General features: G+C 60.6%; 29 protein-coding genes. 9 read left to right on the top strand and 20 right to left on the bottom strand.

All coding sequences use genetic code 11. The annotated features are described in order from the left end of the window. Positions 1 to 2: 2 nt before the first annotated feature. Positions 3 to 596, bottom strand: coding sequence for a hypothetical protein (locus QR290_RS01415; RefSeq protein WP_115079846.1), 594 nt, complete (start codon positions 594 to 596; stop codon positions 3 to 5). Beyond that, positions 562 to 1302 (bottom strand): SURF1 family protein, encoded by a 741-nt coding sequence (locus QR290_RS01420; RefSeq protein WP_115079847.1) that lies wholly within the window; start codon positions 1300 to 1302, stop codon positions 562 to 564. Before QR290_RS01420 ends, QR290_RS01415 begins: the two co-directional genes overlap by 35 nt. Before the next feature lie 72 nt (positions 1303 to 1374). On the opposite strand from QR290_RS01420, the gene QR290_RS01425 reads away from it, so the two are divergent. Then, a complete protein-coding gene (locus QR290_RS01425) occupies positions 1375 to 1578 on the top strand; it encodes a twin transmembrane helix small protein (protein ID WP_064379555.1) in 204 nt (67 codons plus the stop codon). Between the two features lie 8 nt (positions 1579 to 1586). Here the strand turns inward: QR290_RS01425 and QR290_RS01430 are convergent, their stop codons facing one another. From QR290_RS01430 to coxB, 4 genes are all read right to left on the bottom strand, one after another. Continuing rightward, complete coding sequence (locus QR290_RS01430) at positions 1587 to 2474, bottom strand: cytochrome c oxidase subunit 3 (RefSeq protein WP_115079848.1); 888 nt, start codon at positions 2472 to 2474, stop codon at positions 1587 to 1589. Between the two features lie 25 nt (positions 2475 to 2499). Next, positions 2500 to 3051: a cytochrome c oxidase assembly protein gene (locus tag QR290_RS01435; RefSeq protein WP_074689750.1), complete on the bottom strand. Its 552-nt coding sequence runs from the start codon at positions 3049 to 3051 to the stop codon at positions 2500 to 2502. Between the two features lie 129 nt (positions 3052 to 3180). Further along, entirely contained in the window at positions 3181 to 4773 is a 1593-nt protein-coding gene (ctaD, locus tag QR290_RS01440; protein WP_085696532.1) for a cytochrome c oxidase subunit I, read from the bottom strand. An 82-nt stretch (positions 4774 to 4855) separates the two neighbouring features. Further along, a complete protein-coding gene (gene coxB / locus QR290_RS01445) occupies positions 4856 to 5983 on the bottom strand; it encodes a cytochrome c oxidase subunit II (protein WP_289204162.1) in 1128 nt (375 codons plus the stop codon). A 369-nt stretch (positions 5984 to 6352) separates the two neighbouring features. Between coxB and QR290_RS01450 the strand changes: the two genes are divergently transcribed. Next, positions 6353 to 6985 (top strand): hypothetical protein, encoded by a 633-nt coding sequence (locus QR290_RS01450; protein ID WP_007953981.1) that lies wholly within the window; start codon positions 6353 to 6355, stop codon positions 6983 to 6985. A 51-nt stretch (positions 6986 to 7036) separates the two neighbouring features. On the opposite strand, the gene QR290_RS01455 is transcribed toward QR290_RS01450, so the two are convergent. From QR290_RS01455 to QR290_RS01465, 3 genes are all read right to left on the bottom strand, one after another. After that, complete coding sequence (locus QR290_RS01455) at positions 7037 to 8563, bottom strand: SulP family inorganic anion transporter (protein WP_289204163.1); 1527 nt, start codon at positions 8561 to 8563, stop codon at positions 7037 to 7039. A gap of 90 nt (positions 8564 to 8653) precedes the next feature. Beyond that, on the bottom strand, positions 8654 to 9385 hold the full coding sequence (locus QR290_RS01460; RefSeq protein ID WP_115079852.1) for a carbonic anhydrase: 732 nt from the start codon (positions 9383 to 9385) through the stop codon (positions 8654 to 8656). A gap of 239 nt (positions 9386 to 9624) precedes the next feature. Next, positions 9625 to 10683 (bottom strand): PA0069 family radical SAM protein, encoded by a 1059-nt coding sequence (locus tag QR290_RS01465; RefSeq protein WP_289204164.1) that lies wholly within the window; start codon positions 10681 to 10683, stop codon positions 9625 to 9627. Positions 10684 to 10917: 234 nt separating this feature from the next. On the opposite strand from QR290_RS01465, the gene QR290_RS01470 reads away from it, so the two are divergent. Further along, a complete protein-coding gene (locus tag QR290_RS01470) occupies positions 10918 to 11220 on the top strand; it encodes a hypothetical protein (RefSeq protein WP_289204165.1) in 303 nt (100 codons plus the stop codon). 51 nt (positions 11221 to 11271) lie between these two features. Here the strand turns inward: QR290_RS01470 and QR290_RS01475 are convergent, their stop codons facing one another. From QR290_RS01475 to QR290_RS01485, 3 genes are read right to left on the bottom strand one after another with little or no spacing between them, the layout of a single operon-like run. Continuing rightward, positions 11272 to 12573 (bottom strand): c-type cytochrome, encoded by a 1302-nt coding sequence (locus QR290_RS01475; RefSeq protein WP_289204166.1) that lies wholly within the window; start codon positions 12571 to 12573, stop codon positions 11272 to 11274. Positions 12574 to 12585: 12 nt separating this feature from the next. Beyond that, complete coding sequence (locus QR290_RS01480) at positions 12586 to 14370, bottom strand: GMC family oxidoreductase (protein WP_289204167.1); 1785 nt, start codon at positions 14368 to 14370, stop codon at positions 12586 to 12588. Between the two features lie 2 nt (positions 14371 to 14372). After that, on the bottom strand, positions 14373 to 15119 hold the full coding sequence (locus QR290_RS01485) for a gluconate 2-dehydrogenase subunit 3 family protein (RefSeq protein WP_289204168.1): 747 nt from the start codon (positions 15117 to 15119) through the stop codon (positions 14373 to 14375). A 297-nt stretch (positions 15120 to 15416) separates the two neighbouring features. On the opposite strand from QR290_RS01485, the gene QR290_RS01490 reads away from it, so the two are divergent. Beyond that, the gene (locus QR290_RS01490) at positions 15417 to 16061 is read left to right on the top strand and encodes a phosphatase domain-containing protein (RefSeq protein WP_115079858.1); all 645 of its coding nucleotides are present in this window, start codon (positions 15417 to 15419) and stop codon (positions 16059 to 16061) included. On the opposite strand, the gene QR290_RS01495 is transcribed toward QR290_RS01490, so the two are convergent. The 3 genes from QR290_RS01495 to prlC form a co-directional block, all read right to left on the bottom strand. Next, positions 16048 to 18090, bottom strand: coding sequence for a M3 family metallopeptidase (locus QR290_RS01495; protein WP_289204169.1), 2043 nt, complete (start codon positions 18088 to 18090; stop codon positions 16048 to 16050). The genes QR290_RS01490 and QR290_RS01495 overlap by 14 nt on opposite strands. 112 nt (positions 18091 to 18202) lie before the next feature. After that, positions 18203 to 18493 carry a YheV family putative zinc ribbon protein gene (locus QR290_RS01500; protein WP_289204170.1) on the bottom strand — a complete coding sequence of 97 codons (291 nt, stop codon included), beginning with the start codon at positions 18491 to 18493 and terminating at the stop codon, positions 18203 to 18205. Continuing rightward, positions 18490 to 20541, bottom strand: a complete 2052-nt coding sequence (prlC, locus tag QR290_RS01505) for an oligopeptidase A (protein WP_289204171.1) — start codon at positions 20539 to 20541, stop codon at positions 18490 to 18492. Before prlC ends, QR290_RS01500 begins: the two co-directional genes overlap by 4 nt. Before the next feature lie 89 nt (positions 20542 to 20630). Between prlC and QR290_RS01510 the strand changes: the two genes are divergently transcribed. Then, positions 20631 to 21176: a gamma carbonic anhydrase family protein gene (locus tag QR290_RS01510; protein ID WP_064379538.1), complete on the top strand. Its 546-nt coding sequence runs from the start codon at positions 20631 to 20633 to the stop codon at positions 21174 to 21176. 28 nt (positions 21177 to 21204) lie between these two features. Beyond that, positions 21205 to 21855, top strand: a complete 651-nt coding sequence (locus QR290_RS01515) for an HAD family hydrolase (RefSeq protein WP_289204172.1) — start codon at positions 21205 to 21207, stop codon at positions 21853 to 21855. A 102-nt stretch (positions 21856 to 21957) separates the two neighbouring features. Here the strand turns inward: QR290_RS01515 and QR290_RS01520 are convergent, their stop codons facing one another. Then, a complete protein-coding gene (locus QR290_RS01520) occupies positions 21958 to 23040 on the bottom strand; it encodes an aminopeptidase (RefSeq protein ID WP_289204173.1) in 1083 nt (360 codons plus the stop codon). A gap of 58 nt (positions 23041 to 23098) precedes the next feature. On the opposite strand from QR290_RS01520, the gene QR290_RS01525 reads away from it, so the two are divergent. Together QR290_RS01525 and QR290_RS01530 are read left to right on the top strand one after the other, a co-directional pair. After that, positions 23099 to 23521 (top strand): hypothetical protein, encoded by a 423-nt coding sequence (locus QR290_RS01525; protein WP_289204174.1) that lies wholly within the window; start codon positions 23099 to 23101, stop codon positions 23519 to 23521. A gap of 40 nt (positions 23522 to 23561) precedes the next feature. Further along, positions 23562 to 23981, top strand: a complete 420-nt coding sequence (locus QR290_RS01530) for a hypothetical protein (RefSeq protein WP_289204175.1) — start codon at positions 23562 to 23564, stop codon at positions 23979 to 23981. 6 nt (positions 23982 to 23987) lie between these two features. Here the strand turns inward: QR290_RS01530 and QR290_RS01535 are convergent, their stop codons facing one another. After that, positions 23988 to 24227 (bottom strand): DUF1161 domain-containing protein, encoded by a 240-nt coding sequence (locus QR290_RS01535; RefSeq protein ID WP_074689739.1) that lies wholly within the window; start codon positions 24225 to 24227, stop codon positions 23988 to 23990. A 102-nt stretch (positions 24228 to 24329) separates the two neighbouring features. Further along, positions 24330 to 24761 carry an OsmC family protein gene (locus QR290_RS01540; RefSeq protein ID WP_007953923.1) on the bottom strand — a complete coding sequence of 144 codons (432 nt, stop codon included), beginning with the start codon at positions 24759 to 24761 and terminating at the stop codon, positions 24330 to 24332. A gap of 243 nt (positions 24762 to 25004) precedes the next feature. Here QR290_RS01540 and QR290_RS01545 point away from each other — a divergent pair, with 243 nt between their 5' ends. After that, a complete protein-coding gene (locus tag QR290_RS01545) occupies positions 25005 to 26006 on the top strand; it encodes an LLM class flavin-dependent oxidoreductase (RefSeq protein ID WP_065260633.1) in 1002 nt (333 codons plus the stop codon). A 61-nt stretch (positions 26007 to 26067) separates the two neighbouring features. Here QR290_RS01545 and QR290_RS01550 read toward each other — a convergent pair whose 3' ends face one another. Continuing rightward, positions 26068 to 26292, bottom strand: coding sequence for a DUF1161 domain-containing protein (locus tag QR290_RS01550; protein WP_085748065.1), 225 nt, complete (start codon positions 26290 to 26292; stop codon positions 26068 to 26070). A gap of 128 nt (positions 26293 to 26420) precedes the next feature. Beyond that, on the bottom strand, positions 26421 to 26636 hold the full coding sequence (locus tag QR290_RS01555; RefSeq protein WP_003220389.1) for a dodecin: 216 nt from the start codon (positions 26634 to 26636) through the stop codon (positions 26421 to 26423). Positions 26637 to 26707 lie beyond the last annotated feature (71 nt).

Consider the following 26707-nt stretch of genomic DNA (forward strand, 5'->3'; position numbering starts at 1 on the left):
CCTTATCCGATGTTCGACAGTTTCAGCAGGTGGCGCAGGTCGTTGAGCAGATCCTTTCCCTTGACGCTCGGGTCGTAGCGCAGCACGAGGTTGCCGTGGGGATCGATGATCCACAGCTGCGGCGTAGCTTTGTCGCCGGTAGCTTTGCTGAACGCGGCGCTATCTAGCGGATAACGTTGCAGCTGCGGGTATTCGCGGGTCAGCTTGGCTTCGTAGTCGGCGCCCAGTGGTTGCGCAGCGGCCAGGGCGTGGCTGGCGCGTCCGGCTTCGCGGCCCAGGCCGATCTGGATCTGCCGCGCCAGGTACACCAGTTGCTGGCAGTCCACCGCGCAATCCTTCGGCGCGGTCACCAGCATCTGCCAGCGCGTTTCGTCAGCCTGGATGCCGAGGTCGGCGCGGGTCTGGCCGTTGCCGATCAGTTCGCCGTGATAGCTGCGACCTTCCGGCACCCAGAACTGCAACTTGTACATGCCGGTGGCGAGGATCATCGGACCGACCACGCCAAGCACGATCAACAGCAGCTGGATGCGTCCGCGACGGCGACTGGCCGGGACTTTCGTTTCAGACATGCTGGGTGGATTCATGGCCGCTCCCATGGTGTTTCTCCTTTGCGTTGTGCCAGCCGAGATAGAGGTAGAGACCGAGCAGGGCGGTGGCCATGGCGAACCACTGCACGGCGTAACCGAGGTGTTTTTCCGGGCCCATCGCGACCACCGGCCAGTCGGCCTGATAGCTGGCAGGGCCGGGTTCGGCACGTAATTCGTAGGCGAAGCCGTCGCGTTCGAGGGTTTTCCACAACTTAGCGGGTTCGACGGCGGTGACGGTTTGCGGCCAGGTGCTGCTGACCGGATCGGCATGCAGCTGGAAGGTGGCGCCGGGGGCGACGTACACCCAGGCATCGATATTCACGGCGTCGGCCGGCGTGTTGAATTGCGGGGCCGTGCGCCGATCCGGCCACGGCAGCCAGCCGCGATTGACCAGCAGCCACTGGCCGCTGCGCTGATCCTGAAACGGTTGCAGCAGTTCGACGCCGACCTTGCCGTTGCGCTGACGGTTATCCAGCAACAGGCTGTGGGCGGCATCGAACTGGCCGTACAGATGCACCCGGCGAAAGGCCGGATCGGCGCTGTGCAGCAATTCGGTACTGGCCATCGGTTCGGCGGCGCGGCGTTCGGCGTAGCTGGCGAGCAGGGCGGTTTTCTCCGCGCCCCGGCCCAGTTGCCAGAAGCCCAGCGAAATCAGCAACGGCAGCAGCAGGCCGACCACCAGTGTCGGCACCACGCCCGGCCGGAAGCGCTTCATGGTCGCGCCAGAAAATCAGTGAGTGCGATCGCTATACTCAAGTGCATCGCTTGTTCCCCCGGAGTTCTTCCCATGCTCAAAGCAGCCATCGTCCTGATGCTGATTGCCACGGTGGTCAGCCTGTTCAGCGGCCTGTTTTTCCTGGTCAAGGACGACAGCAGTTCGAATCGCCTGGTGATCGCCTTGAGTGTTCGGGTGGCATTGGCCGCTTGCACCGTCGGCTTGATTGCCTGGGGTTTCTACAGCGGCCAACTGGTGTCGCACGCGCCTTGGTAGGTTGATCCTCAGAGCACGTAAACGAAGATGAACAAGCCGATCCACACCACATCGACGAAGTGCCAGTACCAGCTCGCTGCTTCAAAGCCGAACTGATGTTCGTTATCGAAGTGGCCCTTCATGATGCGCATCAGCATCACGAACAGAATGATCGTGCCGATGGTCACGTGGGCGCCGTGGAAACCGGTGAGCATGAAGAACGTCGCGCCGTAGATGCCCGAGCCGAGGGTCAGCCCCAGTTCGTGGTAGGCGTGGATATATTCTTCGGCCTGGAAGCCGAGGAACGCACAGCCCAGCAGCACGGTGATTGCCAGCCACAGTTTCAGCGCGCCGCGATGACCTTTCTTCAGCGCGTGGTGGGCGATGGTGATGGTCACGCTGGAGCTCACCAGCAGGATGGTGTTGATCAGCGGCAGGCCCCAAGGGCTGATGACTTCCTTGGGCGGCGGGAACAGTTTCGGATCCGGCGTGTGCAGCAGCGGCCAGGTGAACTGGAAGTTCGGCCAGAGCATGTGGGCGATGCCTTTGGTGCCTTCGCCGCCCAGTGCCGGGCCGGAGATGTGCCGCACATAGAACAGCGCGCCGAAGAAGGCGACGAAGAACATCACCTCGGAGAAGATGAACCAGCTCATGCCCCAGCGGAACGAGCGGTCCAGCTGCGGACTGTACAACCCCGCACGGCTTTCCTTGATCACCGCGCCGAACCAGCCGAACAGCATGTACGCCAGCAACAGTCCGCCGACGAAAAAGATCAGCGGGCCGTGGGATTCCGGACGCGCTGCCTTCAGATCGTTGAACCAGGTCGCCAGACCGTACACGGTGACGAACATCCCCACCGTGGCGACGATCGGCCACTTGCTCTGGGCCGGGACGTAATAGTGCTCATGAGTTGCCATTTATTGTTCTCCTTATCGGGCACGCTTAACCGCCAGTGTTTGCAGCCACCGGAGGATGTCGGGCGGTGATATCGAACAGCGTGTAGGACAGCGTCAGGTGCTTCACGTCCTTGGGCATGTCGCGGTCAACGATGAAACGCACCGGCATCTCGATCTGCTGACCGGGCTGCAGCACCTGCTGGGTAAAGCAAAAGCATTCGGTCTTGTGGAAATACGCCGCCGCATTGCTCGGCGCGATGCTCGGCACCGCTTGCGCGCTCATCGGTTTGTCGGTGGGGTTGCGCGCGATGAAGATCATCTCGTTCACCGCGCCGGGGTTGGCCGTCAGTTCGTCATGCTTGGGGTAGAAGTCCCACGGCATGTCGGCGGTGTTGGTCGACAGAAACTGCACCCGCACCTGCCGCGAGGCATCGACGGTCTGCTCGCCCTCGTACTGCCCGGCGGTCTTGCCGTTGATGCCGAACGCCTTGCACATCACGTCGTAGATCGGCACCAGGGCAAAACCGAAGACGAACATCGCCACCACCACGCCGAGCAGTCGGGTGACCAGTTTTTTCAGCGAAATCGAGTCAGCCATGATCTTTGCCCTCGGCCGAGAACCCTGTGGGAGCTGGCTTGCCAGCGATGCGGCCGACGCGGTGTTTCAGGCAGGCCGCCATCGCGGGCAAGCCCGCTCCCACAGGCGTTTCCACAAGGCAGAAAATGTTCATTTCACTTCCGGCGGCGTGGTGAAGGTGTGATACGGCGCCGGTGACGGCACGCTCCATTCCAGACCTTCGGCGCCATCCCACGGTTTGGCCGGTGCCGGCTCGCCGCCACGGATGGTCTTGATCACGATGAACAGGAAGAAGATCTGCGTGGCACCGAACATGAACGCGCCGATCGACGAGACCATGTTGAAGTCGGCGAACTGCAGGTTGTAGTCCGGAATCCGCCGGGGCATGCCCGCCAGGCCCACGAAGTGCATCGGGAAGAACGTCAGGTTCATGCCGACGAAGGACAGCCAGAAGTGCAGCTTGCCCAAGGTTTCGTCGTACATGTGGCCGGTCCATTTCGGCAGCCAGTAATAGGCCGACGCGAAAATCCCGAAGATCGCCCCCGGCACCAGCACGTAGTGGAAGTGCGCGACCACGAAGTAGGTGTCCTGGTACTGGAAGTCCGCCGGGGCGATGGCCAGCATCAGCCCGGAGAAACCGCCGATCGAGAACAGGATCACGAACGCCACGGCAAACAGCATCGGCGTCTCGAAGGTCATCGAGCCCTGCCACATGGTGCTCGCCCAGTTGAACACCTTCACCCCGGTCGGCACCGCGATCAGCATCGTCGCGTACATGAAGAACAACTCGCCCACCAGCGGGATGCCCACCACGAACATGTGGTGCGCCCAGACGATGAACGACAGGAACGCGATGCTCGCCGTGGCGTAGACCATCGAGGTGTAGCCGAACAGCGGCTTGCGCGAGAAGGTCGGGATGATCTGGCTGACGGCACCGAAGGCCGGCAGGATCATGATGTACACCTCGGGGTGGCCGAAGAACCAGAACACATGCTGGAACAGCACCGGGTCACCGCCGCCGGCGGCACTGAAGAAACTGGTACCGAAGTGGATGTCCATCAGCATCATCGTCACGCACCCGGCCAGCACCGGCATCACCGCGATCAGCAGGAATGCGGTGATCAGCCAGGTCCAGACGAACAGCGGCATTTTCATCAGGGTCATGCCGGGGGCGCGCAGGTTGAGGATGGTGGCGATCACGTTGATCGCGCCCATGATCGAACTGATCCCCATCAGGTGGATGGCGAAGATGAAGAACGTCACGCTTTCCGGCGCATAGGTGGTGGACAGCGGTGCGTAGAACGTCCAGCCGAAATTCGGCCCGCCTCCGGGGGTGAACAGGGTCGAGACCAGCAGCAGGAACGCCGCCGGCAACAGCCAGAAGCTGAAGTTGTTCATCCGCGGCAGGGCCATGTCCGGCGCGCCGATCATCAACGGGATCATCCAGTTGGCGAGACCGACGAACGCCGGCATCACCGCACCGAACACCATCACCAGACCATGCATGGTGGTCATCTGGTTGAAGAACGCCGGCTCGACGATCTGCAGGCCGGGCTGGAACAGCTCGGCGCGGATCACCATGGCGAACGAGCCGCCGAGCAGGAACATGCAGAACGCAAACCACAGGTACAGCGTGCCGATGTCCTTGTGGTTGGTGGTCAGCACCCAGCGCATCAGGCCTTTGGCGGGGCCGTGGGCGTGGTCGTGGTCGGCATGACCGTGGTCATCGATGACAGCGCTCATGGCCGGTCTCCTTCATGTGAGTGGACTGGGCAGGCCGGGGCGCAGGACCCCGACCGGTTCACGAAGTACGCAATAGACCGGCTCATTTGCTTTCCGCCTGTTTCAGCTCCAGCACTTCTTTTGGCGTGACCATGTCGCCCTTGTTGTTGCCCCAGGCGTTACGTTCGTAAGTCACGACCGCTGCGATATCGACTTCTGACAGCTGCTTGCCGAACGCCGCCATGGCGGTGCCCGGTTTGCCGTGGAACACCAGGCTCAGGTGTGCCTCTTTCGGACCGGTGGCGATTTTCGAGCCCTTGAGCGCAGGGAACATCGGCGGCAGGCCCTGGCCTTCAGCCTGGTGACAGGCGACGCAGGTGGTGTGGTAGATCTTGTCGCCACGTTCCTTGAGCTCGTCGAGGGTCCATTCCTTGCTGGTCAGCTCCTTGAGCTGCATCGCTTCGGCCTTGCGTTCGGCGAGCCATTTTTCGTAATCGGCCTTCTCTTTGACGTCGACCACGATCGGCATGAAGCCGTGATCCTTGCCGCACAGCTCGGCGCATTGGCCTCGGTAAATGCCGGGCTTGTCGATGCGGGTCCAGGCTTCGTTGACGAATCCCGGAATCGCATCGCGCTTGACCGCGAAGGCCGGCACCCACCAGGAGTGGATCACATCGGCGGAGGTCACCAGAAAGCGCACCTTGGCGCCGGTCGGCAGCACCAGCGGCTTGTCGACCTCGAGCAGGTAATGCTCGCCCTTGGCTTCCTTGTTGTGGATCTGCTCGGCGGGCGTGGCCAGGTTGCTGAAGAACTCGACGTCCTGGCCCAGGTATTTGTAGTGCCACTTCCACTGATACCCGGTGATCTGGATATCGATATCCGGCTCACTGGTGTCGTACATCTTGATCAGGGTCGCGGTCGCCGGAACGGCCATCGCCACCAGGATCAGCAGCGGAACGACGGTCCAGAGAATTTCGACGGTGGTGCTTTCGTGGAATTTTGCGGCGACCTGCCCGGTAGAACGGCGGTGCACCATCATCGACCAGAACATGGCGCCGAAGACGATGATCCCGATCACCACACAGATCCAGAAAATGGTCATGTGCAGGTCGAATACTGCGTGACTGATTTCAGTCGCTCCAGGCGCCATATTCACAGTCCAGGCAGCTTGCACCGGGCTGAAAATCGACCACAACAGGAGGCCCATCCAGACGTGTGGATGTCGCATCATTGCGGGTTCCCCTTATCGTTCTTGTTATCCCGCCGGCTTTCGCCTGCGGCAAGGGATCGGCTGCATCAGACTACGAACTTGAATCGCCGGGCCTTGCTGCGGGTGCAGTCGGGCGTCATCAGCTAACTCCATTCACTGGCGAGTATAGACAGCGGCTGAAAAATGCAATGTGAGGACGTAAATCGAATGAAACAGCTGGCACTTGCGTTCCAGGGCACGAATGGAGAAGGATGCAGACGAGTGGTGGCAAACCGATATAACGCCGGTGCATCAAGGATGAAATAATTATGACAAATGCGTCTTAGCATTTTTCGTAAGCCAGCTAAGTTATGTCTTCCCTATTTCATTGCCTTGTTTCCTGGAGTTTTCATGAACACCGCCGCATTGCGCGAGCAAATACATATAGCCCGACAACACGAGATTGAAACCGGAAAGCTGACCCGTCAGCTGGAAGCCCAACTGCAACACCTGCACCCGGCCATCCAGTTGCCGGAAACCGACGCCAACGGCGTGCTGACGCGTTTTGTCGCCGCCTACATCGACGAAGTGCCAGACCTGCTGGATGCAGCCAATGAAGTCGCCAGGGAAGCGGGAATCGAGTCGCAGATCAAACCGGTGCTGAAAATCGCCGAGCAGTACTTCATCCAGCCGCCCGTGGGTCTGGACAGTCTGCTGGACGAAGCCTATCTGGCGCACCGTTTTGTCGAAGAGGTCAACGACCTGTACATCAAGCATTTCGGCCAGCCACTGATCCCCTTGGACATGACGGTCGCCAATCTGATTGCTCACCAGCTGATCGGTGAGGAATTTGCCAACCAACTCGACGAAGTGGTGCATCACGCGGTGGACAGCATGCTCGACGACGACAGCTTTGCGCTGGAGTCGGTGGAAGCCTACCGCGAGAAACTCAGCAGCCCGGACACCGGTGCGGCGTGGAAACGCTGGCCGTGCATGAGCCGCCGTCTGGGCGTGGGCCTGGAGCTGGATCAGCCTGCGGCTTGATCTCTGCGCAAACGATTGGGGGAACAGATTGCTCTGTTCCCCCAAGTGTTTTCAGCCCGCCGCACCGATCCCGGTGGTGGTGCGGATTCGCCCCTCGAGCCGTCGTTTCAACCCGCGCGACTCGATCAACAGTTTCGCCCCCTTGGCCGCATTCGCCCGGCCCCACTCTTCGAGCAGTTCCAGACATGAATGGTCGATGTAGCTCAGATTGTTGAGCGGCACGTGCACTGTCGTGCCCGGCGGGATGCTGCCCAGCACCTGAGTCAGTGCCGGCACTTTGAGGAACGTTGCTGCGCCCACCAGACGCAATTCCATTTCCCCTTCCTGCGGCAGATCGATCAGGCTGATTTTCAGGCGCGAAGCCTTGAACGCCAGTTTCACCAAGGTCAGGCCGAAACCGATCAGCACGCCGGTCAACAGGTCAGTGAAGATGATCGCCAGCGCCGTGGCGGCGTAGGTGAACATCGGCATCCGGCCATACCGGCCCAGACCACGGAACGCCTTGAGATCCACCAGTTTGAAACCGGTGTAGACCAGAACACCCGCCAGACTCGCCACCGGAATGCTCTGCAACACGCTCGACAGCAACAGCACGAACGCCAGCAGCCACAGGCCATGGAAAATCGTCGAATAACGCGTGGTGGCGCCGGCCTGGACGTTGGCCGAACTGCGCACGATCACCCCGGTCATCGGCAGCGCGCCGACCAGACCACAGAGCATGTTGCCGACGCCTTGTGCCGACAGCTCACGGTCGAAGTCCGAACGCGGGCCGCTGTGCATGCGATCCACCGCGGCGGCGGATAGCAGGGTTTCGGCGCTGGCGATGAAGGCCACGGCGAACGCGGCGATCAGCAGCGTCGGGTCGGCGAGGCTGAGCAGATCCGCCGGTTTCAGCCAGTCGATGGCTTCGGCCAGATTTTCTGGTACTTCAACCCGTTTGACCTGCAACGCCAGCAGCAGGCTGGCGCCTGTCGCCAACCCGACCCCGAGCAGCGCGCCCGGAATGAAGCGCAGCGAATGCGGGCGGAATTTCTCCCACAGCCACATCACGGCGATGGTCGAAAGCCCGAGCAATCCGGCCTGCCAGCCAAAGGACGGCAAGGCCTGCACCACCGCGCCGGGGAATGCCGTCAGATTGTCCAGACCAGAAGGCTTCGGCGCGGCATCCAGCATCACATGCACTTGCGACAGCACAATCAGCACGCCAATCCCCGCGAGCATGCCGTATACCACTGCTGGCGCCGTGACCCGGAACCAGCAACCGAGCTTCAGGCGTCCCGCTACCAGTTGCAGGAAACCGGCGAGCAGCAGGATCGGCCCGAGCATTTCAATGCCGTGCTGGCGCACCAGCTCGAACACCAGCACCGCCAGACCCGCCGCCGGCCCGCTGACCTGCAACGGCGAACCCGCCAGCCATCCCACGACCAGACCGCCGATGATCCCGGTGATCAGGCCTTTGGCCGGCGGCAGCCCTGACGCAATGGCAATGCCCATGCACAGCGGCAGGGCGACCAGAAACACAACCACTGAAGCGAGCAGCTCCCGTGGCAACACAGCTTTCAATTGAGCCGCACGCATGGCGATACTCCCGAAGTTTTCTTCAGGCGTGGCGATGCCTGGCCGCTGAAACAGCGGCCGGCGTCAAACCACACAGATTTTTAGGAGGATTCAGAAGCGCGCTTTGGGCGTCGCCACCGGGATCGGATGGCTGCCGTTGAGCGGCAGGAAGCAACCCTGATCCGCGTCGTAAGCTTTGATTTCGCTGGTTTCGATGTTGTAGACCCAGCCATGGATGAACAGATGACCGTTCGCCATGCGCGAGGCTACCGAAGGATGGGTACGCAAGTGCTGCAGTTGGGCGATGACGTTCTCCTCGGTGAGGATCGGCATGCTTTCTTTTTCGTCGGTGCAGTTGCAATTGTCATGCACCATGGTTTTCGCGACTTCGGCGTGGCGCAGCCAGGCTTTGACCGTCGGCATTTTTCCCAGGCTGTCCGGGTTGAGCACCGCGCGCATGGCGCCGCAATCGGAGTGGCCGCAAATGATGATGTGCTGCACGCCAAGGGCGAGTACCGCATATTCGATGGCGGTGGAAACGCCGCCATTCATCTGGCCGTAGGGTGGCACGACGTTGCCGACGTTACGGGTCACGAACAGATCGCCGGGCGAACTCTGGGTGATCAGTTCGGGCACGATGCGCGAGTCGGCGCAGGTGATGAACATCGCCCGTGGCGACTGAGCCGTGGCGAGTTTCTTGAAGAGTTCTTCCTGCTGTGGAAAGACCTCATGATGAAAATGCAAAAAGCCGTCAACGATATGCTTCAACGCTGCATCGGCGGATTCCGCCACAGGGGCGGCTTGCGCCGACGCAGCCAACGGCTGTTTATCCTTGTCACTCATGATTCATCCTCATTGGCGGATTCGGGGAGTCGTTCCCGTGTATTCCGGTGTGAAGCCAGTGGCTGTTCAGAACATCCGGGCCATCCCGACCCGTCAGTCACTCGATGAACAAGGTAACCGCCGAAACTTAACTCAAACTGAATGAAGCGCTCTAGAACGTGTGTTCCAGGTCACAAAAAACGTGACTGGCGTAAACCGGGCCTGGCATTCCTTCCTCTCAATCAGAGGACCAATAGTTTCTAAATCAGCGCCATCTGGCGCCCCGGCGGACAGAAGGCCGTGCAATCCAGGTTGAAGCCTTCGCGATGATTGAGCCCAAGGCGTTTCAGTGCTTTGGCGAAACGCTGGGCGAGCAGGTCGGCAAACGGCCCCTCTCCGCGCATCCTGGCACCGAAACGGCTGTCGTACAGCTCGCCGCCACGGCTCTGACGGATCAGGCTCAGTACATGGGCGGCGCGCTGCGGGTAGTGCGCCTCAAGCCATTCCTCGAACAGCGGCGCCACTTCCAGCGGCAGCCGCAGCATCATGTAGGCCGCGCTCTGGGCGCCAGCGGCGTGGGCTTCGGTCAGCAGGCTTTCGATTTCGCTGTCGTTGATCATCGGAATCATCGGCGAACACAGCACACCGACCGGAATCCCCGCCTCGCGCATGACCCGGATCGCCCGCAACCGGGCCTTGGGCGCGGCGGCGCGAGGTTCGAGGATGCGTTTGAGTTCGTCGTCCAGGGTGGTCAGGCTGATCATCACCGCCACCAGCCGCTGTTGCGCCAGTTCGGTGAGCAGGTCGAGGTCGCGCAGGATCAGCGAACCCTTGGTGACGATGGTCACCGGATGCCGGTAGCGCAGCAGCACTTCGAGGGTCTGGCGGGTGATGCGGTGTTCACGTTCGATCGGCTGATAGGGATCGGTGTTGGAGCCGAGGTTGATCGGCGCACATCGATAGCCTTTTTTCCCCAGTTGCTCCTCCAGCATCTGGGCGGCATTGGTTTTGGCGATCAGTTTGGTTTCGAAATCCAGCCCCGGCGACATGTCCCAATAGGCGTGGCTGGGCCGTGCGTAGCAATAAATGCAGCCATGCTCGCAGCCGCGATAGGGATTGATCGAGCGGTCGAAGGGCAGGTCCGGCGAGGTGTTGCGGGTGATGATGGTCTTTGCGGTTTCGAAGCTGACTTCGGTGCCCTGGGTCAAAGGCACTTCCTGAAACCAGCCGTCATCCTCGGCCACCGAGCGACTCGGCGCGAAGCGGTTGTGCGGGTTGGTGGCGGTGCCGCGACCGCGCGGGGGGAGGGGGCTGGTCATCACGGGTTTCCTTGATATGTATATGCATACAGTATCTGTCGGAGGCCGGATGATCCACTACCGTTCGGCGTCGATCGATAATTGACAGGGTTAGTTGCTCGTATATTCAAATAACAAACTTTATTCAGGTGCAAATTAAAGAAACACAAGTTGGCTGGTGGTTTGCTGTTGATATCCATAGCATCGACTTCGCCTTACAACACTTCTTCAAATGAAAGACAAAGGGATTTGATAATGTCGTTTTTTAATTCGCGCGGTATTTTTCTGCAACTGATGCAACCCGGTCCTTCGGAGCCCAATACACTGGTTTCCATGCAACTGGCACGCAAGGAACTGGGCTGGGATGCCGAGGCTCGCCAGCAGACTGAAATGCTGGTGGACCCGATTTTTGTCACCGCAACCTCCAGCGACGGCGGGCATACCTTCAGCCTTGGCCGTCTGGATCACGATGTGGACCGGGATGGAGAAGTGGGCGAGCAGGATCGAGCCAAGCTGATTGCCTTGGCTAAAGCCTACGCCAGCATTACCAATCCGTAACAGCTGTTGAATATGTAACCCCTGCATGTTTATTCATGCAGGGGTTATTTTTTAGTTATGACTGGTGACTTGTCCAAGGTCGCCGGTCGATGTGGTTGTCATGTCGTCCGTGCGTAACTTTGCAACATCTTTCGCTGTGACGGCCGATGCCTTGTTACCCCAACTTCCACGAATAAAACTCACCACATCTGCCACTTCCTGATCCGACAGGCGCCAGGCGAAGCCCGGCATGGTCAAGGTCGACGGCGCCGTGTGCGTCGCAGGCAGGGTGCCGCCCTTGAGCACGATGTGGATCAGCGAGGTCGGATCCTCCGATTGCAGCACCGGGTTGCCCGCCAGCGCCGGGAACACCCGGGTATAGCCGTGGCCGTCAGTTCGGTGGCACGCCGCGCAGTTATCGATGTACACCGACGCGCCACGCTGACTGTCATCCCCGTTCCACAAGGCCTTGGCAGCTTTCTCGTCGTACTGGTGCGGCTGGTCGGCAGGGTCATTGGCCGGCAGTGATTTCAGGTAACGGGCAATCGCGGTCAGGTCGGCGTCGGTCATGTACTGCATGCTGTGGGTGACCACGTCGCTCATGCCGCCGAACACCGCGCTGCGGTCGCTACGACCGGTCTTGAGGAACTGCACCAGTTGCTCTTCGCTCCAGCTGCCGAGGCCGTCCTTGTGATCACCACGCAAACTTTTAGCAATCCAGCCTTCCAGCGGCGCACTGCCTGACAGAAAACTGCTGCCTTCGGCAGCGCTCAAGGATTTTTCCTGCATGGTCAGGGCCCGTGGCGTATGGCACGCGCCGCAATGTCCTAGGCCTTCCACCAGATACGCCCCACGGCTGACGACGGCATCGTCCGACGCGGGTTTGTAATCCTCGACCTTCGGCGCGAACAGCCAGCGCCAGCCCATCAATGGCCAGCGCATGCTCAATGGCCACGGGATGTCGCTGGCTTTGTTTTCCTGTGCCACCGGTTCAACGCCGTGCATGAAGTAGGCGTAGAGCGCCTGCATGTCAGTTGCGCTGACACGGGCGTATGACGGATACGGCATCGCCGGGTACAAGGTGCTGCCGTTTTTGGCCACGCCATGGCGCACAGCCTGGTCGAAGTCCTCGAAGCTGTAGTCACCGATGCCGGTTTTATCCGGGGTGATGTTGGTCGAGTAGATCGTGCCGATCGGGGTTTCCATCGGTAGGCCGCCGGCGAACGGCTTGCCGTCCTTGGCCGTGTGGCAGGCCACACAGTCGCCGGCGCGGGCGAGGTATTCGCCTTTTTTGATCAAGGATTGATCAACTTCGGCGCCATGAACGGCAGTGCTGCCGAGCAGTGCAAGGGTCGCGATAACGAGAGTTTTCATGGTCATCGCTCCTTAAGCCTGAACCAGCGGGCCGGGGTTTTTCAGGTATTGCTCGCGAATCGCTTTCGCCGACCAGTAGGTCAGCGCGGCGACCAGGCCGGTCGGGTTGTAACCCAAGCCCTGCGGGAATGCCGAGGCACCCGGAACGAACACGTTGTGCACGTCCCAGCTCTGCAAGTAGCGGTTCAGTGCGCTGGTCTTCGGATCCGTGCCCATGATCGCGCCACCATTGAGGTGGGTGGTCTGGTACGACGCGGTGTTGAAGTGGTCGCCGACCTTCTTGCCGATCACGGCGATGGCCTTCGGGCCCATGGCCTCGGCGATCTTGCCCATTTTCTCGACCATGAAGCGGTTCATCTTGATGTCGTTTTCCTGCCAGTCGAACGTCATCCGCAGCAGCGGCATGCCGTAGGCATCGCGGTACACCGGGTCCAGATCTAGGTAGTTGCCACGGTAGGACTGATGCGCGCCATGGGCGTCCATCGACACTTGGTGGGTGTAGTAATCGGCGGTCGCGCGTTTCCACGCACTGCCCCAGGGCGGAGTGCCCGGCGGGTTGGAGGTGCCGGCGATTGGTCGGCTGCCGGCCTGGTTGACCCACATCGGCGAGCCACCGACGAAACCATGCGGTCCGTGATCGAAGTTGTCGGCGTTGAAATCATCCACCGCCACACCGTTGCCGCCAGCCCCGATGAAGTTGTTGGTGTGGGTATCCTTGTCGAAGAACGCCTTGATGGTGGCCATGTTCTGGTAGGCGAAGTTGCGCCCGACCACACCTTCACCGCTGACCGGATCGTAAGGCTTGCCGATGCCGGAGAGCAGCATCAGGCGCACGTTGTGCAACTGGAATGCGCCGAGGATCACCAGATCCGCCGGTTGCTCGATCTCGCGACCCTGACCGTCGATGTAGGTGACGCCGGTGGCCTTGGTTTTCGTGCTGTCGAGGTTGACCCGCAGGACGTGGGCGTTAGGCCGCAGTTCGAAATTCGGCAGCGGCTTCAGCGCCGGCAGAATGTTCACGTTCGGCGATGCCTTTGAATACATGTAGCAAACGTAGCCGCTGCAAAAACCGCAGAAGTTGCACGGGCCCATCTGCGCGCCGTAAGGGTTGGTGTATGGCCCTGAAGTATTGGCGGAAGGCAGGTTGTAGGGTTTGTAGCCGACTTCGGTAGCCGCTTTGCCGAACAGCTGTGCGGAAACCGTGTTCTTCTGCGCTTCCAGCGGGAACGGGTTAGAGCGATCCGGTGCGTACGGGTTGCCGCCCTTACCCTGACCGACCAACTGGCCTTTCACGGTCCAGGCCTGGCCCGAGGTGCCGAAGACTTTCTCGGCGAAGTCGAAGAACGGTTCCAGCTCTTCATAGCTGACGCCGAAGTCCTGGATGGTCATGTCCTTGGGGATGAAGTGTTTGCCGTAGCGCTCTTCGTAGTGGCTGCGCATGCGCAACTCGATCGGGTCGACCCGAAAGTGCACGCCCGACCAGTGCAGGCCGGCACCGCCCACGCCATTGCCCGGCAGGAACGCGCCCAACTGCCGATTCGGCAGGGCGATGTCGTTGACGCTGTGGCGGATGGTGACGGTTTCCTTGGAAACGTCCTGGAAGAGTTTTTTCCGCACGCTGTAGGTGAGTTCGTCGATCACCTGCGGATAGTTGCCGTCCGGGTAGGTGTCCTGCATCGGCCCGCGTTCCAGCGCCAGCACGTTGAGCCCGGCTTCGGTCAGCTCCTTGGCCATGATCGCGCCTGTCCAGCCGAAACCGACGATCACTGCGTCGACCTTCTTCATTACCGTTGCCATGCTCACGCCCTCTCGCCGCGAATCGAAACTGCCGGGAAGGGGTACTGCTCGTTGCGTTCCACCCAATCCATGAAATCGGCGCGGGCGCCGGGGAAGCCGATCATGGTCCAGCCGACCATGCCTTTATTGCCGCCGTGGATCGGGTCGCAGAAGAACCCTTCCTTGGTGTTTTGCAGCAGCAAACTGAAGAAAATCTTCGCTGGAACCGCGTCGAATTGCGGTTTTCCGGCTTCAAGCTGCTTGAGCAGATCGTCTCGGGTAGCGCTGTCTTGCTCGGCAAATGTTTTACCGTTGATGGATTTTGCCCACTGATCCGTCGCAGCGATGCCGAGGCGATAGATCTCTTTCGGCACCAGTTTGCTCTGCCAGCCCATCTCAGGCGCGGCGTCGGCATTGAACGGGCCCTGCATATACCAAAGGGCACCGGCGGCGTACGGGGTGTTCATCTGACGGTCGATGTATTCCGGCACACCGGCTTCGAGTGCACCTGGACCCTGCGCATCGTTGGGAATCAATTGCGCGACGGCGGCATTGATGAACGCCCACTCTTCGGCAGTGAAGTAGCTCGGCTGATACGTGCCGGCTTCAACCGCGGCCGCTTTTACCGGGGCTGTGGCAGGCGCGCTTTCAGGTGCGGCTTGCAGCACCGTGCTGCCCAGACCGCTGCCAGCGAGGGTGACGACCGGAATCAGGGTCAGGGATTTGCGCAAAAACTCACGCCGCGGGTTGTCTCGATCTTCATCAGACATGGGGATGCACCTCATCAGGCATTGATGGTTGTCAGCCGTTTCTGCGAACGGCTCAAGAATGTTCTGGCTGCGACGTGGCCGGAATGACCGGGAGAAGGGGGACGCGTCTGCAACATCATGTGACAAATGGTAGCAGGCTAAGCAACGAGATGAACCGATTCAGCCAAAAAAAGAGCGCTTTTCGACCAAGTGAACCGGTGTCTTCACGATTCTTTTACAAGCGCCTCACAGGGATTTGACTGCGTGGCTCGCAAGCTGCGGTCCTCACTGACGAAACCCATACGGTCGCCAAAAAGCATGTTCCTGACGCGTTTTTCCTCTGCATTCTGTTTGTCGCTGCTGGCCCTGATCAGCTGGATTCCCGCTCAGGCCGCGCAAATTCCGGCTTCCCGTCCCGTCGAGTGGGCGCAGCCGGTAGAGGTGCAATACAACCTGTTCCAGATGTCGCCCACGCTGTACCGCAGCGCGCTCCCCGATGACGGCGCGGTACCGTTGCTGAACAACCTGAAGGTGGCCACGGTCATCAACTTCCTGCCGGAGGCGGATTCCAGCTGGCTGAAAGCACCCGGTATCCATCAGGTGCAATTGCCCTATCGCACCAATCACGTCGACGACAGTGATGTACTCAAGACCCTGCGTGCAATCCAGTCCGCCGAAGCCGACGGCCCGGTGTTGATGCACTGCAAGCACGGCTCTGATCGCACCGGCCTGATGGCGGCGATGTACCGGATCGTCGTGCAGGGCTGGAGCAAGGAAGACGCTCTGAATGAAATGACTCAGGGCGGCTTTGGCGAGAGTGGGCACTTCCGGGACAGCGTGCGCTACGTGATGCAGGCCGATGTCGACAAGTTGCGCACCGCGCTGGCCAACGGCGATTGCAGCACCAGCGCGTTTGCCACGTGCTCGATGAAGAGCTGGTTTCAGACGGTCAATCTGAAGTAGCTCGCCCGGCTTCTCCGTCAACGAGGCCGGCGACCGGTCGGCCGATGAACGCTTCCACCGCGTCCAATAACGGGCGCCCCGCCCCCGGCGCAAAGAACGTTGCACGAAACTCTCGACCGGTTTGCGCGTTGAACACCCAGTCGCGACTGAATCGCTTGAACGCTTCCTTGGCCAGCACACTCGACCAGATGTAGGCGTAAACCGAGGCGTCGTACTGGGTCACCATGTAATCGAATCCATTGGCGAACCGGTGATTGTCCGGCAGTTGCAGATGGCCGAGGCTGCGTTGCGCATCGGTGCAGACCTCCTCGACCGAGCGTCCATCGCCGTGGGTCAGGTGCAGCTCGAAATCGATCATCGCCCCCATCAGCAACAAGGCCTGTTGCCGGCTGGAATGCGCCTGACTGGCTGACAGCGCCGCATCAACCCGCGCGGCGCTCAAGCGTTCGCCGGTCTGAAAGTGTGCGCCGAGCCACAGTACAAACTCTCGCGACAGACACCATTGCTCGAACAATTGTCCGGAAAACTCCGCCGCTTCATGGCCCAGTTGCAGGATGCCGGACAGGCTGTGATGGGGCGAGCGCGTCAGCACGTGCTGGAGGCAGTGGCCAAACTCATGAAACAGCACCCGCAGATCGTCGATTTCGAGCCGGCATGGATGGGTGTCGGTGGCCGGTGTGAAGTTGCTGTAGAGCAGGGCAATCGGTAATGCCGGGCGGCCTTCGGCGTTGATCCGGCGATTGCGCAATGTGGAGGTGCCGGGGAAGTCCACCGCGTTGTCGCGGTGAAACGGGTCGAGGTAGATGTAGCCGATGACCTGCTCATGCTCGCTGACTTCCAGCAGACGCACATCGTCATGCCAGTGCCCGCCGCCGGACTGCTCGACGATGCGGATCCCGAACATCCGCTCGCAGAACAGAATGAGCCTGCGCAGGGAACCCTCGAGCGGGAAGTAATCACGCAGGTTTTCCAGTGCGCCGGGAAACTGCTGCTGGCGCCATTGTTCGGCGAGGAAATCTTCATCCCACGGCCGGACCCGATCGATCCCGCGTTGCTGCGCTAAGGCCACCAGTTGTTCTGCATCCTGCGCAAGGGCAGGTACCATTTGCGCCGCCTGACGCTGGAGAAAATCACTGACCCACGCCGTGGTCCGGGCGCTGTTTTCTGCCAGGCTCAGTTGCGCGGCGTTTTCATGGCCGAGCAAACGGGCTTTCTGCTGGCGCAAGGCAAGCAGCCTGGCCAGCACCGGGCCGTTATCAAAGCGTCCGGCCAGTGGGCCCCGATCAGAGGCACGGGTCATGTAGGCAACGTAGCATTCCTCCCGCAAGGCGCGGTTCTCGGCGTACTTGAGGATGTGCTGGCAGGTGTTCTGGTCCAGCCGGATCAACCAGCCGTCATGGCCGGCCTCGCGTGCGGCGCGCGCCAGACGATCTTTCATCGCCGGGGACAGTCCTGCGAGCAGCGCAATATCGTCGACACGTTTGCTCCACGCCTCGGCCCAGCGCTCGAGGTTTTCCAGAAACGCGAACTCCAACCCGCCGATCTCGAGGTTCAACCGCGCCAGTTCCTGTTGCTGTTGAGTCGCGAGCTCAATGCCCGACTGCTTGAATCGGCGCAGAATCCGCGCCAGAGCGATAGTGCGCGATTCATCGAAACTTCCGGCGATCGAACTTTGCGCCAGACGCTGATAGGTCTCGTACAACGGGCGATTGCGGGCTTTTTCAGCGTGATACTGATTGATCGCCAGATGCGCCTTGGCGCTTTCTACAAGCCAGACAGCATCGTCGGACCTGACCGTCGACAGCGTTTCGAGAATCGAGTGGACTTCGCCAAGGCGGGCATCGGCCTCGTCGATGCTCAGCACCAGATCGTCCCAGCCGGGGTGCTCGGCCTGACTGACGATCACCTGGGCGATGATGCGTCGATTGTCGGCAATGATGACATTGACGGCCGGCAGCAGGTGTTCGGCGCGAATCGCAGGCCAGGGTGGCAGCGTCCAGTGTTGCAGGAGGGGATTGGTGTCGGGCATGGCAGCTTCCTTCGAGGCGTGGCGCAAAAGGCCAGCCTACGAAGCAAGTGCGTGGGGCAGGTGTTAAGCCAATACCACCTTCCACCGAGATTTGGTGGAAGGTGGTGCCGGATCAGTGTTGCTCGTCGGGCTTTTTCTTCAGCTTCGGGTTCGGGAAGAACTGCACCGCCTGAACCCTTTTGTCCGGGGCAGGTTTGAGTGCGCTGGTGTTGACTCGCGTACCCAGTTCCTTCGGAACCGACAACCCTTGGGCATTGAGCGTATCGCTGTAGCCGCATGCCACGCATTCGCGGTGCGGGACATCGTCCTCGCTCCACATCATCAGTTTGTCCGGCTCGCTGCACGCCGGGCAAACCGCCCCGGCAATAAAGCGTTTCTTGGTCTTCACGGGTGCCTCACTCATGCTGCCGCGTCCTCACTCAGGCCGCTGTGGCGCAAGAGTGCGTCAATCGACGGCTCACGGCCACGGAAGTCGACGAACAGCACCATCGGCTCCTGCGAACCACCGCGGGCCAGGATCGCTTCGCGGAAGGCGCGACCGGTGTCGGCATTCAGCACGCCGTCTTCTTCGAACTTGGAAAAGGCATCTGCCGACAGCACTTCCGCCCATTTGTAGCTGTAGTAACCCGCCGCGTAACCGCCGGCGAAGATGTGCGCGAAGCTGTTCGGGAAGCGGTTGTAGGCCGGAGGACGCATCACCGAGACTTCGTTGCGCACTCCTTCAAGAACTTGCGCGACGCTGCGACCGTCACCGTGGGTGGCGTGCAGTTCGAAGTCGAACAGCGAGAACTCCAGCTGACGCACCATCATCAGGCCGGACTGGAAGTTCTTCGCCGCGAGCATTTTTTCCAGCAGATCCTGCGGCAATGGCTCGCCGGTTTCGTAGTGGCCGGAAATCAGCGCCAGGCCTTCCGGCTCCCAGCACCAGTTTTCCATGAACTGGCTCGGCAGCTCGACCGCATCCCACGCCACGCCATTGATACCGGACACGCCGGCATGCTCGACGCGGGTCAGCAGGTGATGCAGGCCGTGGCCGAATTCGTGGAACAGGGTGGTGACTTCATCGTGGGTCAGCAGCGCAGGTTTGCCGCTGTCGGCCGGGGTGAAGTTGCACACCAGGTTGGCTACCGGGCTTTGCAGCACGCCGTCGACGGTGCGGCGACGGTCGCGGGCGCCGTCCATCCAGGCACCGCCGCGCTTGTTGGCACGGGCGTAGAGGTCGAAGAAGAAGCGGCCGACGTGCTGGCCGTTTTCCTTGATTTCGAACAGGCGAACGTCCGGGTGCCAGGTGTCGAAGCCTTTCAGTTCGGCGATTTCGATGCCGTACAGACGCTGGACGATAGCGAACAGACCGCCCAGTACCTTGTCGATCGGGAAGTAGGCGCGCAGGGTTTCCTGGGCGACGCTGTAGCGTTGTTCACGGAGTTTTTCGCCGTAGAAACCGCTGTCCCAGCTTTGCAGATCGGCGCAGCCCTGCTCGGCGGCGTAAGCCTTGAGCTGTTGCAGATCCTGGGCGGCGAACGGTTTGCTGCGCTTGGCCAGGTCGCGCAGGAAGCTCAGCACCTGATCGCTGGATTCGGCCATTTTGGTCGCCAGGCTCAGCTCGGAGAAGCTGGAGAAACCGAGCAGCTTGGCCAGCTCCTGACGCAGGTCGAGGATTTCGCCCATCACCGGGCCGTTGTCGTTCTGGCCGGCGTTCGGGCCTTGATCCGACGCACGGGTGCAGTAGGCGGCGTAGACTTCTTCACGCAGCGCACGGTCCTGGGCGTAGGTCATTACCGCGTAGTAGCTCGGGAATTCCAGGGTGATCAGCCAGCCATCGAGGCCTTTGGCCTGTGCGGCGGCAGCCATTTGCGCCTTGGCCGAATCGGTCAGGCCGGCGAGGGCGGCTTCGTCGGTCAGGTGCTTGGTCCAGGCCTGAGTGGCGTCGAGCAGCTGGTTGGAGAAGCGGCTGCCCAGCTCGGACAGCTTGCTTTGCACTTCGGCGTAGCGCTTCTGCTCGGCTTCCGGCAGGTCGATACCCGACAGGCGGAAATCACGCAGGGCGTGTTCCAGAATGGTTTTCTGCGCCACGTCGAAACCGGCGGCTTCCGGGCTGTTGGCCAGGGCTTCATAGGCCTGGAACAGCTCGCGGTTCTGGCCCATTTCGGTGGAGTAGGCGCTCAATGCCGGCAGGCAGGACTCGTAGGCTTCACGCAGTTCGGCGCTGTTGCACACGGCATTGAGGTGGCTGACCGGGCTCCAGGCAGCGCCCAGGCGATCATTGAGTTCGTCCATCGCCAGCACTAGTCCGGCCCAGGTCGGGTTCTGGCCTTGGGTCTTGAGGATTTCGGCAATGGCGGCGCGGTTGTCGGCCAGGATGGTTTCGATGGCCGGCTGCACGTGTTCGGCACGGATCGCGGAGAACGGCGGCAGGTCGTAGGACTGCAGAAGAGGGTTGTTCACGCTCACGGTTGGCACCTTGGCTGGAAGAAACATGCGCCCATCTTAATTACAATCGACACCCACCGCAGCTATCGGCGACAGAGAGAGAACTAATCGTGTCCCTTCGCAAGTACCAGAATCACACCCCACGCTTGAGCCAAGGCGCTTTTGTCGACGGCTCGGCGGTGGTGATCGGCGACGTCGAAATCGGCGAAGACAGCTCCGTGTGGCCGTTGACGGTGATCCGTGGCGACATGCACCGCATCCGCATCGGCGCGCGCACCAGCGTGCAGGACGGCTGTGTGCTGCATATCACCCACGCCGGCCCGTTCAACCCGGATGGCTTCCCACTGCTGATTGGCGATGACGTAACCATTGCCCATAAGGTCATGCTGCATGGCTGCACCGTCGGCAGCCGCGTGCTGATCGGCATGGGCAGCATCGTCATGGACGGCGCGGTGGTCGAGGACGACGTGATCATCGGCGCCGGTAGCCTGGTGCCGCCGGGCAAACGTCTGGAAAGCGGTTTTCTGTATGTGGGCAGCCCGGTGAAACAGGTTCGTCCGCTGACCGACAAGGAAAACGCCTTTTTCACCTACAGCGCGGCGAACTACGTGAAGCTCAAGGACCTGCATCTGGCCGAAGGCTACGACCAGCTCTGACTTTTCTCTCTATTGCCCGGGATTTTTCATGCATTACCAGACCGTACTGTTCGACCTCGATGGCACCCTCACCGATCCGCGTGAGGGCATCACCCGCTCCATCCAGTTCGCCTTGAGCAAACTCGGCATCGATGAGCCGGACCTGACCAAGCTGGAACACTTCATCGGCCCGCCGCTGTTGCAGGCGTTCATGCAGTTCTATGGTTTTGATGAAGCCAAGGCGTGGGAGGCGGTGAATTTCTACCGCGAGCGCTTCAAGGTCACCGGCCTGTACGAGAACCGGGTGTTCGACGGCGTCACTCCGTTGCTGGAAACCCTGAGTGGTCAGGGCCGGCAGCTGTATATCGCGACGTCGAAGCCGTGGGTATTTGCCCGGGAAATCGCCCGGCACTTTGATTTCGCCAGACACTTCAAGGTGATCTACGGCAGCGAACTGGACGGCACCCGCACCAACAAGGTCGAGCTGATTGCCCACCTGATCGCCGAGGAAGGGCTGGACCCGGCCAATACGCTGATGATCGGTGATCGCAAGCACGACCTGATCGGTGCTCGCAGCAACGGACTGGATGCGGCGGCCGTGGGTTACGGTTTTGGCAGCCATGAAGAACTGAGCGCTGAAGCGCCGGCGTATCACTTCGAGACTTTGGATCAGTTGCATCAGGCATTTTTGCAGCGCTGATCAGATAGCCTTCGCGAGCAAGCCCGCTCCCACATTGGGTCTGTGTTCAACACAAAACCGATGTGGGAGCGGGCTTGCTCGCGAAGAGGCCCTTTCAGCCACTCAGACTTTCGAATCTACCAACGCTTTCAGCGCCGCTTTGCGCTCAGTCACTGGCAACTCACCCAACCTCTCCACCACCGCATAAAACCTCAGCCAATCCCCACCGACCTGCCCGAACAACGCCGCAAACGCCGGCACCCACTGGTCATAAAGCCCGAACGGCAACAACCGAGCATTGTTCAACGGCGCATTGACCCAGGCGTCATAACGCTTGTCGCCGGCCCACTGGCCATCTCGCAACGCTCGATAGTCGTGTCGAAACCGTTCGAACTCCGCCACCTTGCGCTCGCGCATCTGCGCTGTCGCCAATGGTTGTGCATAGAGTTTTTCAAGGCGTGAGCGGGTATCGAGGATCAACTGAATGAATTGATCCCGCTGCTTGAGCTTCGAGTCATTTTCCGGGGGCAAGCCACGAAACGCTCGCCACTGCCGCGTGCCCTCCTGTTCCACGAAGGTCGCGAAAGACTCGTTGAACTCAGTGTCGTCCTTCACATAGAAACGCTGGTGGGCCAGTTCGTGGAAGATCAGCGTCGCCAGACGCTCGTCGCCCCAGCCCATCATCGAATTGAGGATCGGGTCGTTGAACCAGCCCAGGGTCGAGTAGGCCTCGACGCCGCCGATCGACACGTCCATGCCTTGCAGGCGCTGAATTGCAGCTTCGCCCCGCGCCGCGCTCTGGCTGTAATAGCCGCGGTAGGCCACGCAACCGGCAATCGGGAAGCAATGATTCTGCGGGCTCAGGGAAAACTCCGGGGTGGCGAACACGTTCCACACGACAAACGGCCGACCGATATCGGCGTAGAGGCGATAGCTTTGGTTGTCCGGCAGGTGCAGGTGTTCGCTGGCGAAGGCGCGGGCTTTTTGTGACTGGGCGAGATGAGTGCGCAGTTTGGCGTCGCGGGTCGGGTCGGCGATGACCTTGGCCACCGGCTCCCGTGCCCGCAAAAGCTGCAACTGACCGCTGGCCAGCTGGCTGTAGTAGCTCAGGCTTGAGCAACCGTTGAGCAACAAAATCATCACACCCGGAAACAAAATCCGCAAAACGCGATCAAGTAACCCATGGCTTGGAAGCGGCCTGATCAAAATAAGAAATCCCCCCGGAAAGTCTGCCCAAGACTATCCCGCCCATTGGAGCTCCGCTATGCGCATGTTGATACTGACAGGAGGCGTGCTGACGCTGGCCGGTTGTGCCGGATTCGGAATGCCGACCCCTGACCCCTCGCAGGCCTGGATCGATCTGGATGCCCGGCAACAGGACACGGCGTTGCAGGCGCTGGAAGTCGACAACAAGGCTGCCGTCGATCATCGTTACTTCGAAGTGCAACCCGGCAGCCATGAACTGACGGTGCGTTATCAATTTCCGGTCGACGCGACCAACATCGGCCCGGATGCCGAACCGCTGTGGCGCGATTGCCAGTTGAACGTGAAATTCAAGGATTTCAATGCCGGCCAGCGTTATCAGTTGCAGGCGGGAAGCATCGGTTTCCGTCCTTGGGCCAAGCTCTACGATCAACAACGCAACGTAGTGGGCCAGGGCACGCCGGCAGGCTGCCAGCGAACCTGATCGGCGTTATGCTGGATGTCCGAACTCACGGACATCCATCATGCGCACGTTGATGCTGTTGCTGGCCGCAGGCGTACTCGCCGGTTGTCAGACGCCGTTGCCCCCCGTCGACCCGAACATGGCCTGGGTCGAATTCTCTACGCCAACCCCCGGCGGCAAACTGCTGATGGCCGAGCGTCTCGACAACAAGCGGCTGACTGACGGGCGTTTCTTCCAGGTCACGCCCGGCAGCCACGAGATGCGGGTGCGCTTCGACTTTGAAGTGTTCGGCGGAGGCGGCAGCCTGATGACCGGCCCCATTGAGCGGCTGTGCTATCTGACCATTCGCTACGATCATTTCGAGGCGGGCCAGCGTTACTTGCTCGAAGGCCGTTCGCTGGCGTTTACCCCGAGTGCCCGCCTGTACAACGACAAGCGGGAAATCGTCGCCGAGGACCGTGAGGTCAACTGCATCATCTGAGGCGCATCAGCGGTCGTTCTTCTGATAGATGATGGCTTTGGTGCCGTTGTCGCAGGTGCCGACGATCATGGCGACGTCGTGTTTTTCAGCCTCCTCTTTGGAGACTATCTCCAGAGTGTAGGAGGGCACGGCATTCGCCTGAATCTTGATTTCGATCTCTTGCTTGAGTTCTTCGCAGTCTTTGGGTGCTGCGAAGGCCGACGTTGCCAGCACGCCACAGATAACCGCCAAGGCAAAACGTTTCATGGTTGAAGCTCCATCGAAGCAGCGCGCACGAAGATGCGCGAAAGCTGCTGTCATTTATTCGACCACATTTTTGCCTGGCGGGTTCTGATCCGGCTCAATCCGTCAGCCAACCAGCGACGCGTCGAGACTGATCTTCGCATTCAGCACCTTGGACACCGGGCAACCTTCCTTGGCCTTGTTGCTCAGTTCTTCGAACTGCGCCTGGGTCGCTCCCGGAATTTTTGCCTTGAGGATCAGTTTCACCGCGGTGATTGCAAAGCCGCCATCCACCTGATCCAGCGTGACCTCGGCCTGGGTGTCGATGCTGTCGGCCTTGAGCCCGGCGTCACCGAGAATCATCGAGAACGCCATGGAGAAACAGCCGGCATGGGCGGCGCCGATCAGTTCTTCCGGATTGGTGCCTTTGCCGCCCTCGAAGCGCGCCTTGAAGCCGTAGGGCGCTTCACGCAGGACGCCGGTTTCGGTGGAAATCGAGCCGATGCCGGTTTTCAGGTCACCTTCCCAATGCGCGGATGCCTTCTTCACGATAGCCATGTGTGCCTCCTTCAATTCGGGCGCGAAACGCCGCGCCGTCGTGGTTTTTGCCTGCAAGGCTTCTGAGGATAGACGCCGGAACAAAGTTCAGCCCAAGTGAATCGTTGACTTTTTTAGTAGGAAATTTCGGATCGGCTATTGAAACTCGGGTATATGCCCTTATTGCACAGAACACGCTTATGAATTGGGCAGGTTTGCGTTCGCCAAGAACAAACCTGCGCCCTCAATCGGAGATGCAGGTTTATGAAGCAACTGTCCGACGTAAAGTTTTCCACCCTCGATCTGGTGCCGGTGCGCGAGAACGGCAGCCCGGCCCAGTCGCTGCGCAATTCGCTGGATCTGGCGCAGCATGTCGAGAAATTCGGCTACACGCGGTTCTGGGTCGCCGAGCACCACAACATGGACGGCATCGCCAGTTCTGCGACTTCGGTGTTGCTGGGCTATCTGGCCGGCGGCACGTCGACCATCCGTGTCGGCTCTGGTGGCGTGATGCTGCCCAATCACGCGCCGCTAGTGATCGCCGAACAGTTCGGCACCCTCGAAAGTCTGTATCCGGGGCGGATCGACCTCGGCCTGGGCCGTGCGCCGGGTTCCGATCAGATGACCGCCCGTGCCCTGCGCCGTGAGCGCTCCGGCAGTGCCGATGATTTCCCGGAAGACGTGGCAGAGCTGGTGCGTTTCCTCGGCCCGCGCACCCCGGATCAACGCGTGATCGCGATGCCGGGCACCGGCACCAATGTGCCGATCTGGCTGTTGGGTTCCAGTCTGTTCAGTGCGCAACTGGCCGGTGAGCGCGGTTTGCCCTACGCCTTCGCCTCGCATTTCGCACCGCGCTTCATGCACGAGGCGATCCGCGTCTACCGCAATCACTTCAAGCCGTCGGCGGTACTCGATAAACCGTACGTGATGCTCGGCGTGCCGCTGGTGGCGGCCGATACCGATGAGCAGGCCGATTACCTGGCAACGTCGGTGTACCAGCGAATCCTCGCGCTGATGCGTGGGCAAAGTCTGGTGCAGCGTCCGCCGGTGAAAACCATGGACGGCCTGTGGCTGCCCCATGAACGTGAGGCGGTGGGGGATTTCCTCGGTCTGGCGATGGTCGGCAGTCCGCAGAAAATCCGCGCGAAACTCGAAGTGCTGATCGAACAGACCCAGGCTGACGAACTGATCTTCACCTGCGACCTGTATGAACACGCCGATCGCCTGCATTCCTACGAGCTGCTGGCGCAGGTGATGAAGGGCTGAGCCCGATAGCCGCGCACAAAAAAGCCGACGCATTGCGTCGGCTTTTGTTTTTCAGGCTGGATCAGCCGCGGGTGTAAACGATCTCTTTGGCGCCGCCTTCGCAGGTGCCGACGACTTTGCCGCCACTGGCTGCACCCTTGTCGACAATCTCCAGCGAATACCCGGAAACGCCCTTGGCATCCAGCTTGGCCGCAATCTCAGCCTTCAGTTCTTCACAGGGCTTGCCGGCAGCAAACGCACCACCCGCAAGGCTCAACAAACCTACCGCCAACATGAACTTCTTCATCGGTCGCACTCCCTGGTCGGATTAAAAAAGGCGGGCATCGAGCCGTTCGCCCGATGCGCGTACCTTGTAGCGCTTTGCCATTCCTATGGCACTCGGCCAGCGCGCAAGTTCAGAAGCGTAGACCAAACTCAGCTGCTGGCAATCCGGAACCCGACTTTCAGGGTCACTTGAAAGTGGGCCGCCTTGCCGTCCTTGATGTGGCCACGGGTATCGACCACTTCGAACCATTCCAGATGCTTGATGCTTTTGTTGGCCTCGGCCAACGCATTGTTGATGGCGTCTTCGATGCTGCTGGTGGACGAGCCGACCAGCTCGACTTTCTTGTAGGTGTGATGGTCACTCATGGCGTTCTCCTTGAAGTGTGCAATTGAGCCTAGCAGCGATTTGCCGTGTTGATTTCGGCGATCCGGACGAG

It is taken from the genome of Pseudomonas fluorescens (assembly GCF_030344995.1).
Classification (GTDB): domain Bacteria; phylum Pseudomonadota; class Gammaproteobacteria; order Pseudomonadales; family Pseudomonadaceae; genus Aquipseudomonas; species Aquipseudomonas fluorescens_BF.

Bases quoted from the DNA above. Each gene is read 5' to 3' on its own strand.
- QR290_RS01490 (WP_115079858.1), top strand. From the start codon at position 15,417: ATGTTCCTGACGCGTTTTTCCTCTGCATTCTGTTTGTCGCTGCTGGCC.
- QR290_RS01525 (WP_289204174.1), top strand. From the start codon at position 23,099: ATGCGCATGTTGATACTGACAGGAGGCGTGCTGACGCTGGCCGGTTGT.
- QR290_RS01515 (WP_289204172.1), top strand. From the start codon at position 21,205: ATGCATTACCAGACCGTACTGTTCGACCTCGATGGCACCCTCACCGAT.
- QR290_RS01550 (WP_085748065.1), bottom strand. From the start codon at position 26,292: ATGAAGAAGTTCATGTTGGCGGTAGGTTTGTTGAGCCTTGCGGGTGGT.
- QR290_RS01485 (WP_289204168.1), bottom strand. From the start codon at position 15,119: ATGTCTGATGAAGATCGAGACAACCCGCGGCGTGAGTTTTTGCGCAAA.
- QR290_RS01425 (WP_064379555.1), top strand. From the start codon at position 1,375: ATGCTCAAAGCAGCCATCGTCCTGATGCTGATTGCCACGGTGGTCAGC.
- QR290_RS01450 (WP_007953981.1), top strand. From the start codon at position 6,353: ATGAACACCGCCGCATTGCGCGAGCAAATACATATAGCCCGACAACAC.
- QR290_RS01455 (WP_289204163.1), bottom strand. From the start codon at position 8,563: ATGCGTGCGGCTCAATTGAAAGCTGTGTTGCCACGGGAGCTGCTCGCT.
- coxB (WP_289204162.1), bottom strand. From the start codon at position 5,983: ATGATGCGACATCCACACGTCTGGATGGGCCTCCTGTTGTGGTCGATT.
- QR290_RS01420 (WP_115079847.1), bottom strand. From the start codon at position 1,302: ATGAAGCGCTTCCGGCCGGGCGTGGTGCCGACACTGGTGGTCGGCCTG.
- QR290_RS01415 (WP_115079846.1), bottom strand. From the start codon at position 596: ATGGGAGCGGCCATGAATCCACCCAGCATGTCTGAAACGAAAGTCCCG.
- QR290_RS01495 (WP_289204169.1), bottom strand. From the start codon at position 18,090: ATGCCCGACACCAATCCCCTCCTGCAACACTGGACGCTGCCACCCTGG.
- QR290_RS01535 (WP_074689739.1), bottom strand. From the start codon at position 24,227: ATGAAACGTTTTGCCTTGGCGGTTATCTGTGGCGTGCTGGCAACGTCG.
- QR290_RS01475 (WP_289204166.1), bottom strand. From the start codon at position 12,573: ATGAAAACTCTCGTTATCGCGACCCTTGCACTGCTCGGCAGCACTGCC.
- QR290_RS01555 (WP_003220389.1), bottom strand. From the start codon at position 26,636: ATGAGTGACCATCACACCTACAAGAAAGTCGAGCTGGTCGGCTCGTCC.
- QR290_RS01500 (WP_289204170.1), bottom strand. From the start codon at position 18,493: ATGAGTGAGGCACCCGTGAAGACCAAGAAACGCTTTATTGCCGGGGCG.
- QR290_RS01530 (WP_289204175.1), top strand. From the start codon at position 23,562: ATGCGCACGTTGATGCTGTTGCTGGCCGCAGGCGTACTCGCCGGTTGT.
- ctaD (WP_085696532.1), bottom strand. From the start codon at position 4,773: ATGAGCGCTGTCATCGATGACCACGGTCATGCCGACCACGACCACGCC.
- QR290_RS01540 (WP_007953923.1), bottom strand. From the start codon at position 24,761: ATGGCTATCGTGAAGAAGGCATCCGCGCATTGGGAAGGTGACCTGAAA.
- QR290_RS01460 (WP_115079852.1), bottom strand. From the start codon at position 9,385: ATGAGTGACAAGGATAAACAGCCGTTGGCTGCGTCGGCGCAAGCCGCC.
- QR290_RS01465 (WP_289204164.1), bottom strand. From the start codon at position 10,683: ATGACCAGCCCCCTCCCCCCGCGCGGTCGCGGCACCGCCACCAACCCG.
- QR290_RS01430 (WP_115079848.1), bottom strand. From the start codon at position 2,474: ATGGCAACTCATGAGCACTATTACGTCCCGGCCCAGAGCAAGTGGCCG.
- QR290_RS01545 (WP_065260633.1), top strand. From the start codon at position 25,005: ATGAAGCAACTGTCCGACGTAAAGTTTTCCACCCTCGATCTGGTGCCG.
- QR290_RS01435 (WP_074689750.1), bottom strand. From the start codon at position 3,051: ATGGCTGACTCGATTTCGCTGAAAAAACTGGTCACCCGACTGCTCGGC.
- QR290_RS01470 (WP_289204165.1), top strand. From the start codon at position 10,918: ATGTCGTTTTTTAATTCGCGCGGTATTTTTCTGCAACTGATGCAACCC.
- QR290_RS01480 (WP_289204167.1), bottom strand. From the start codon at position 14,370: ATGGCAACGGTAATGAAGAAGGTCGACGCAGTGATCGTCGGTTTCGGC.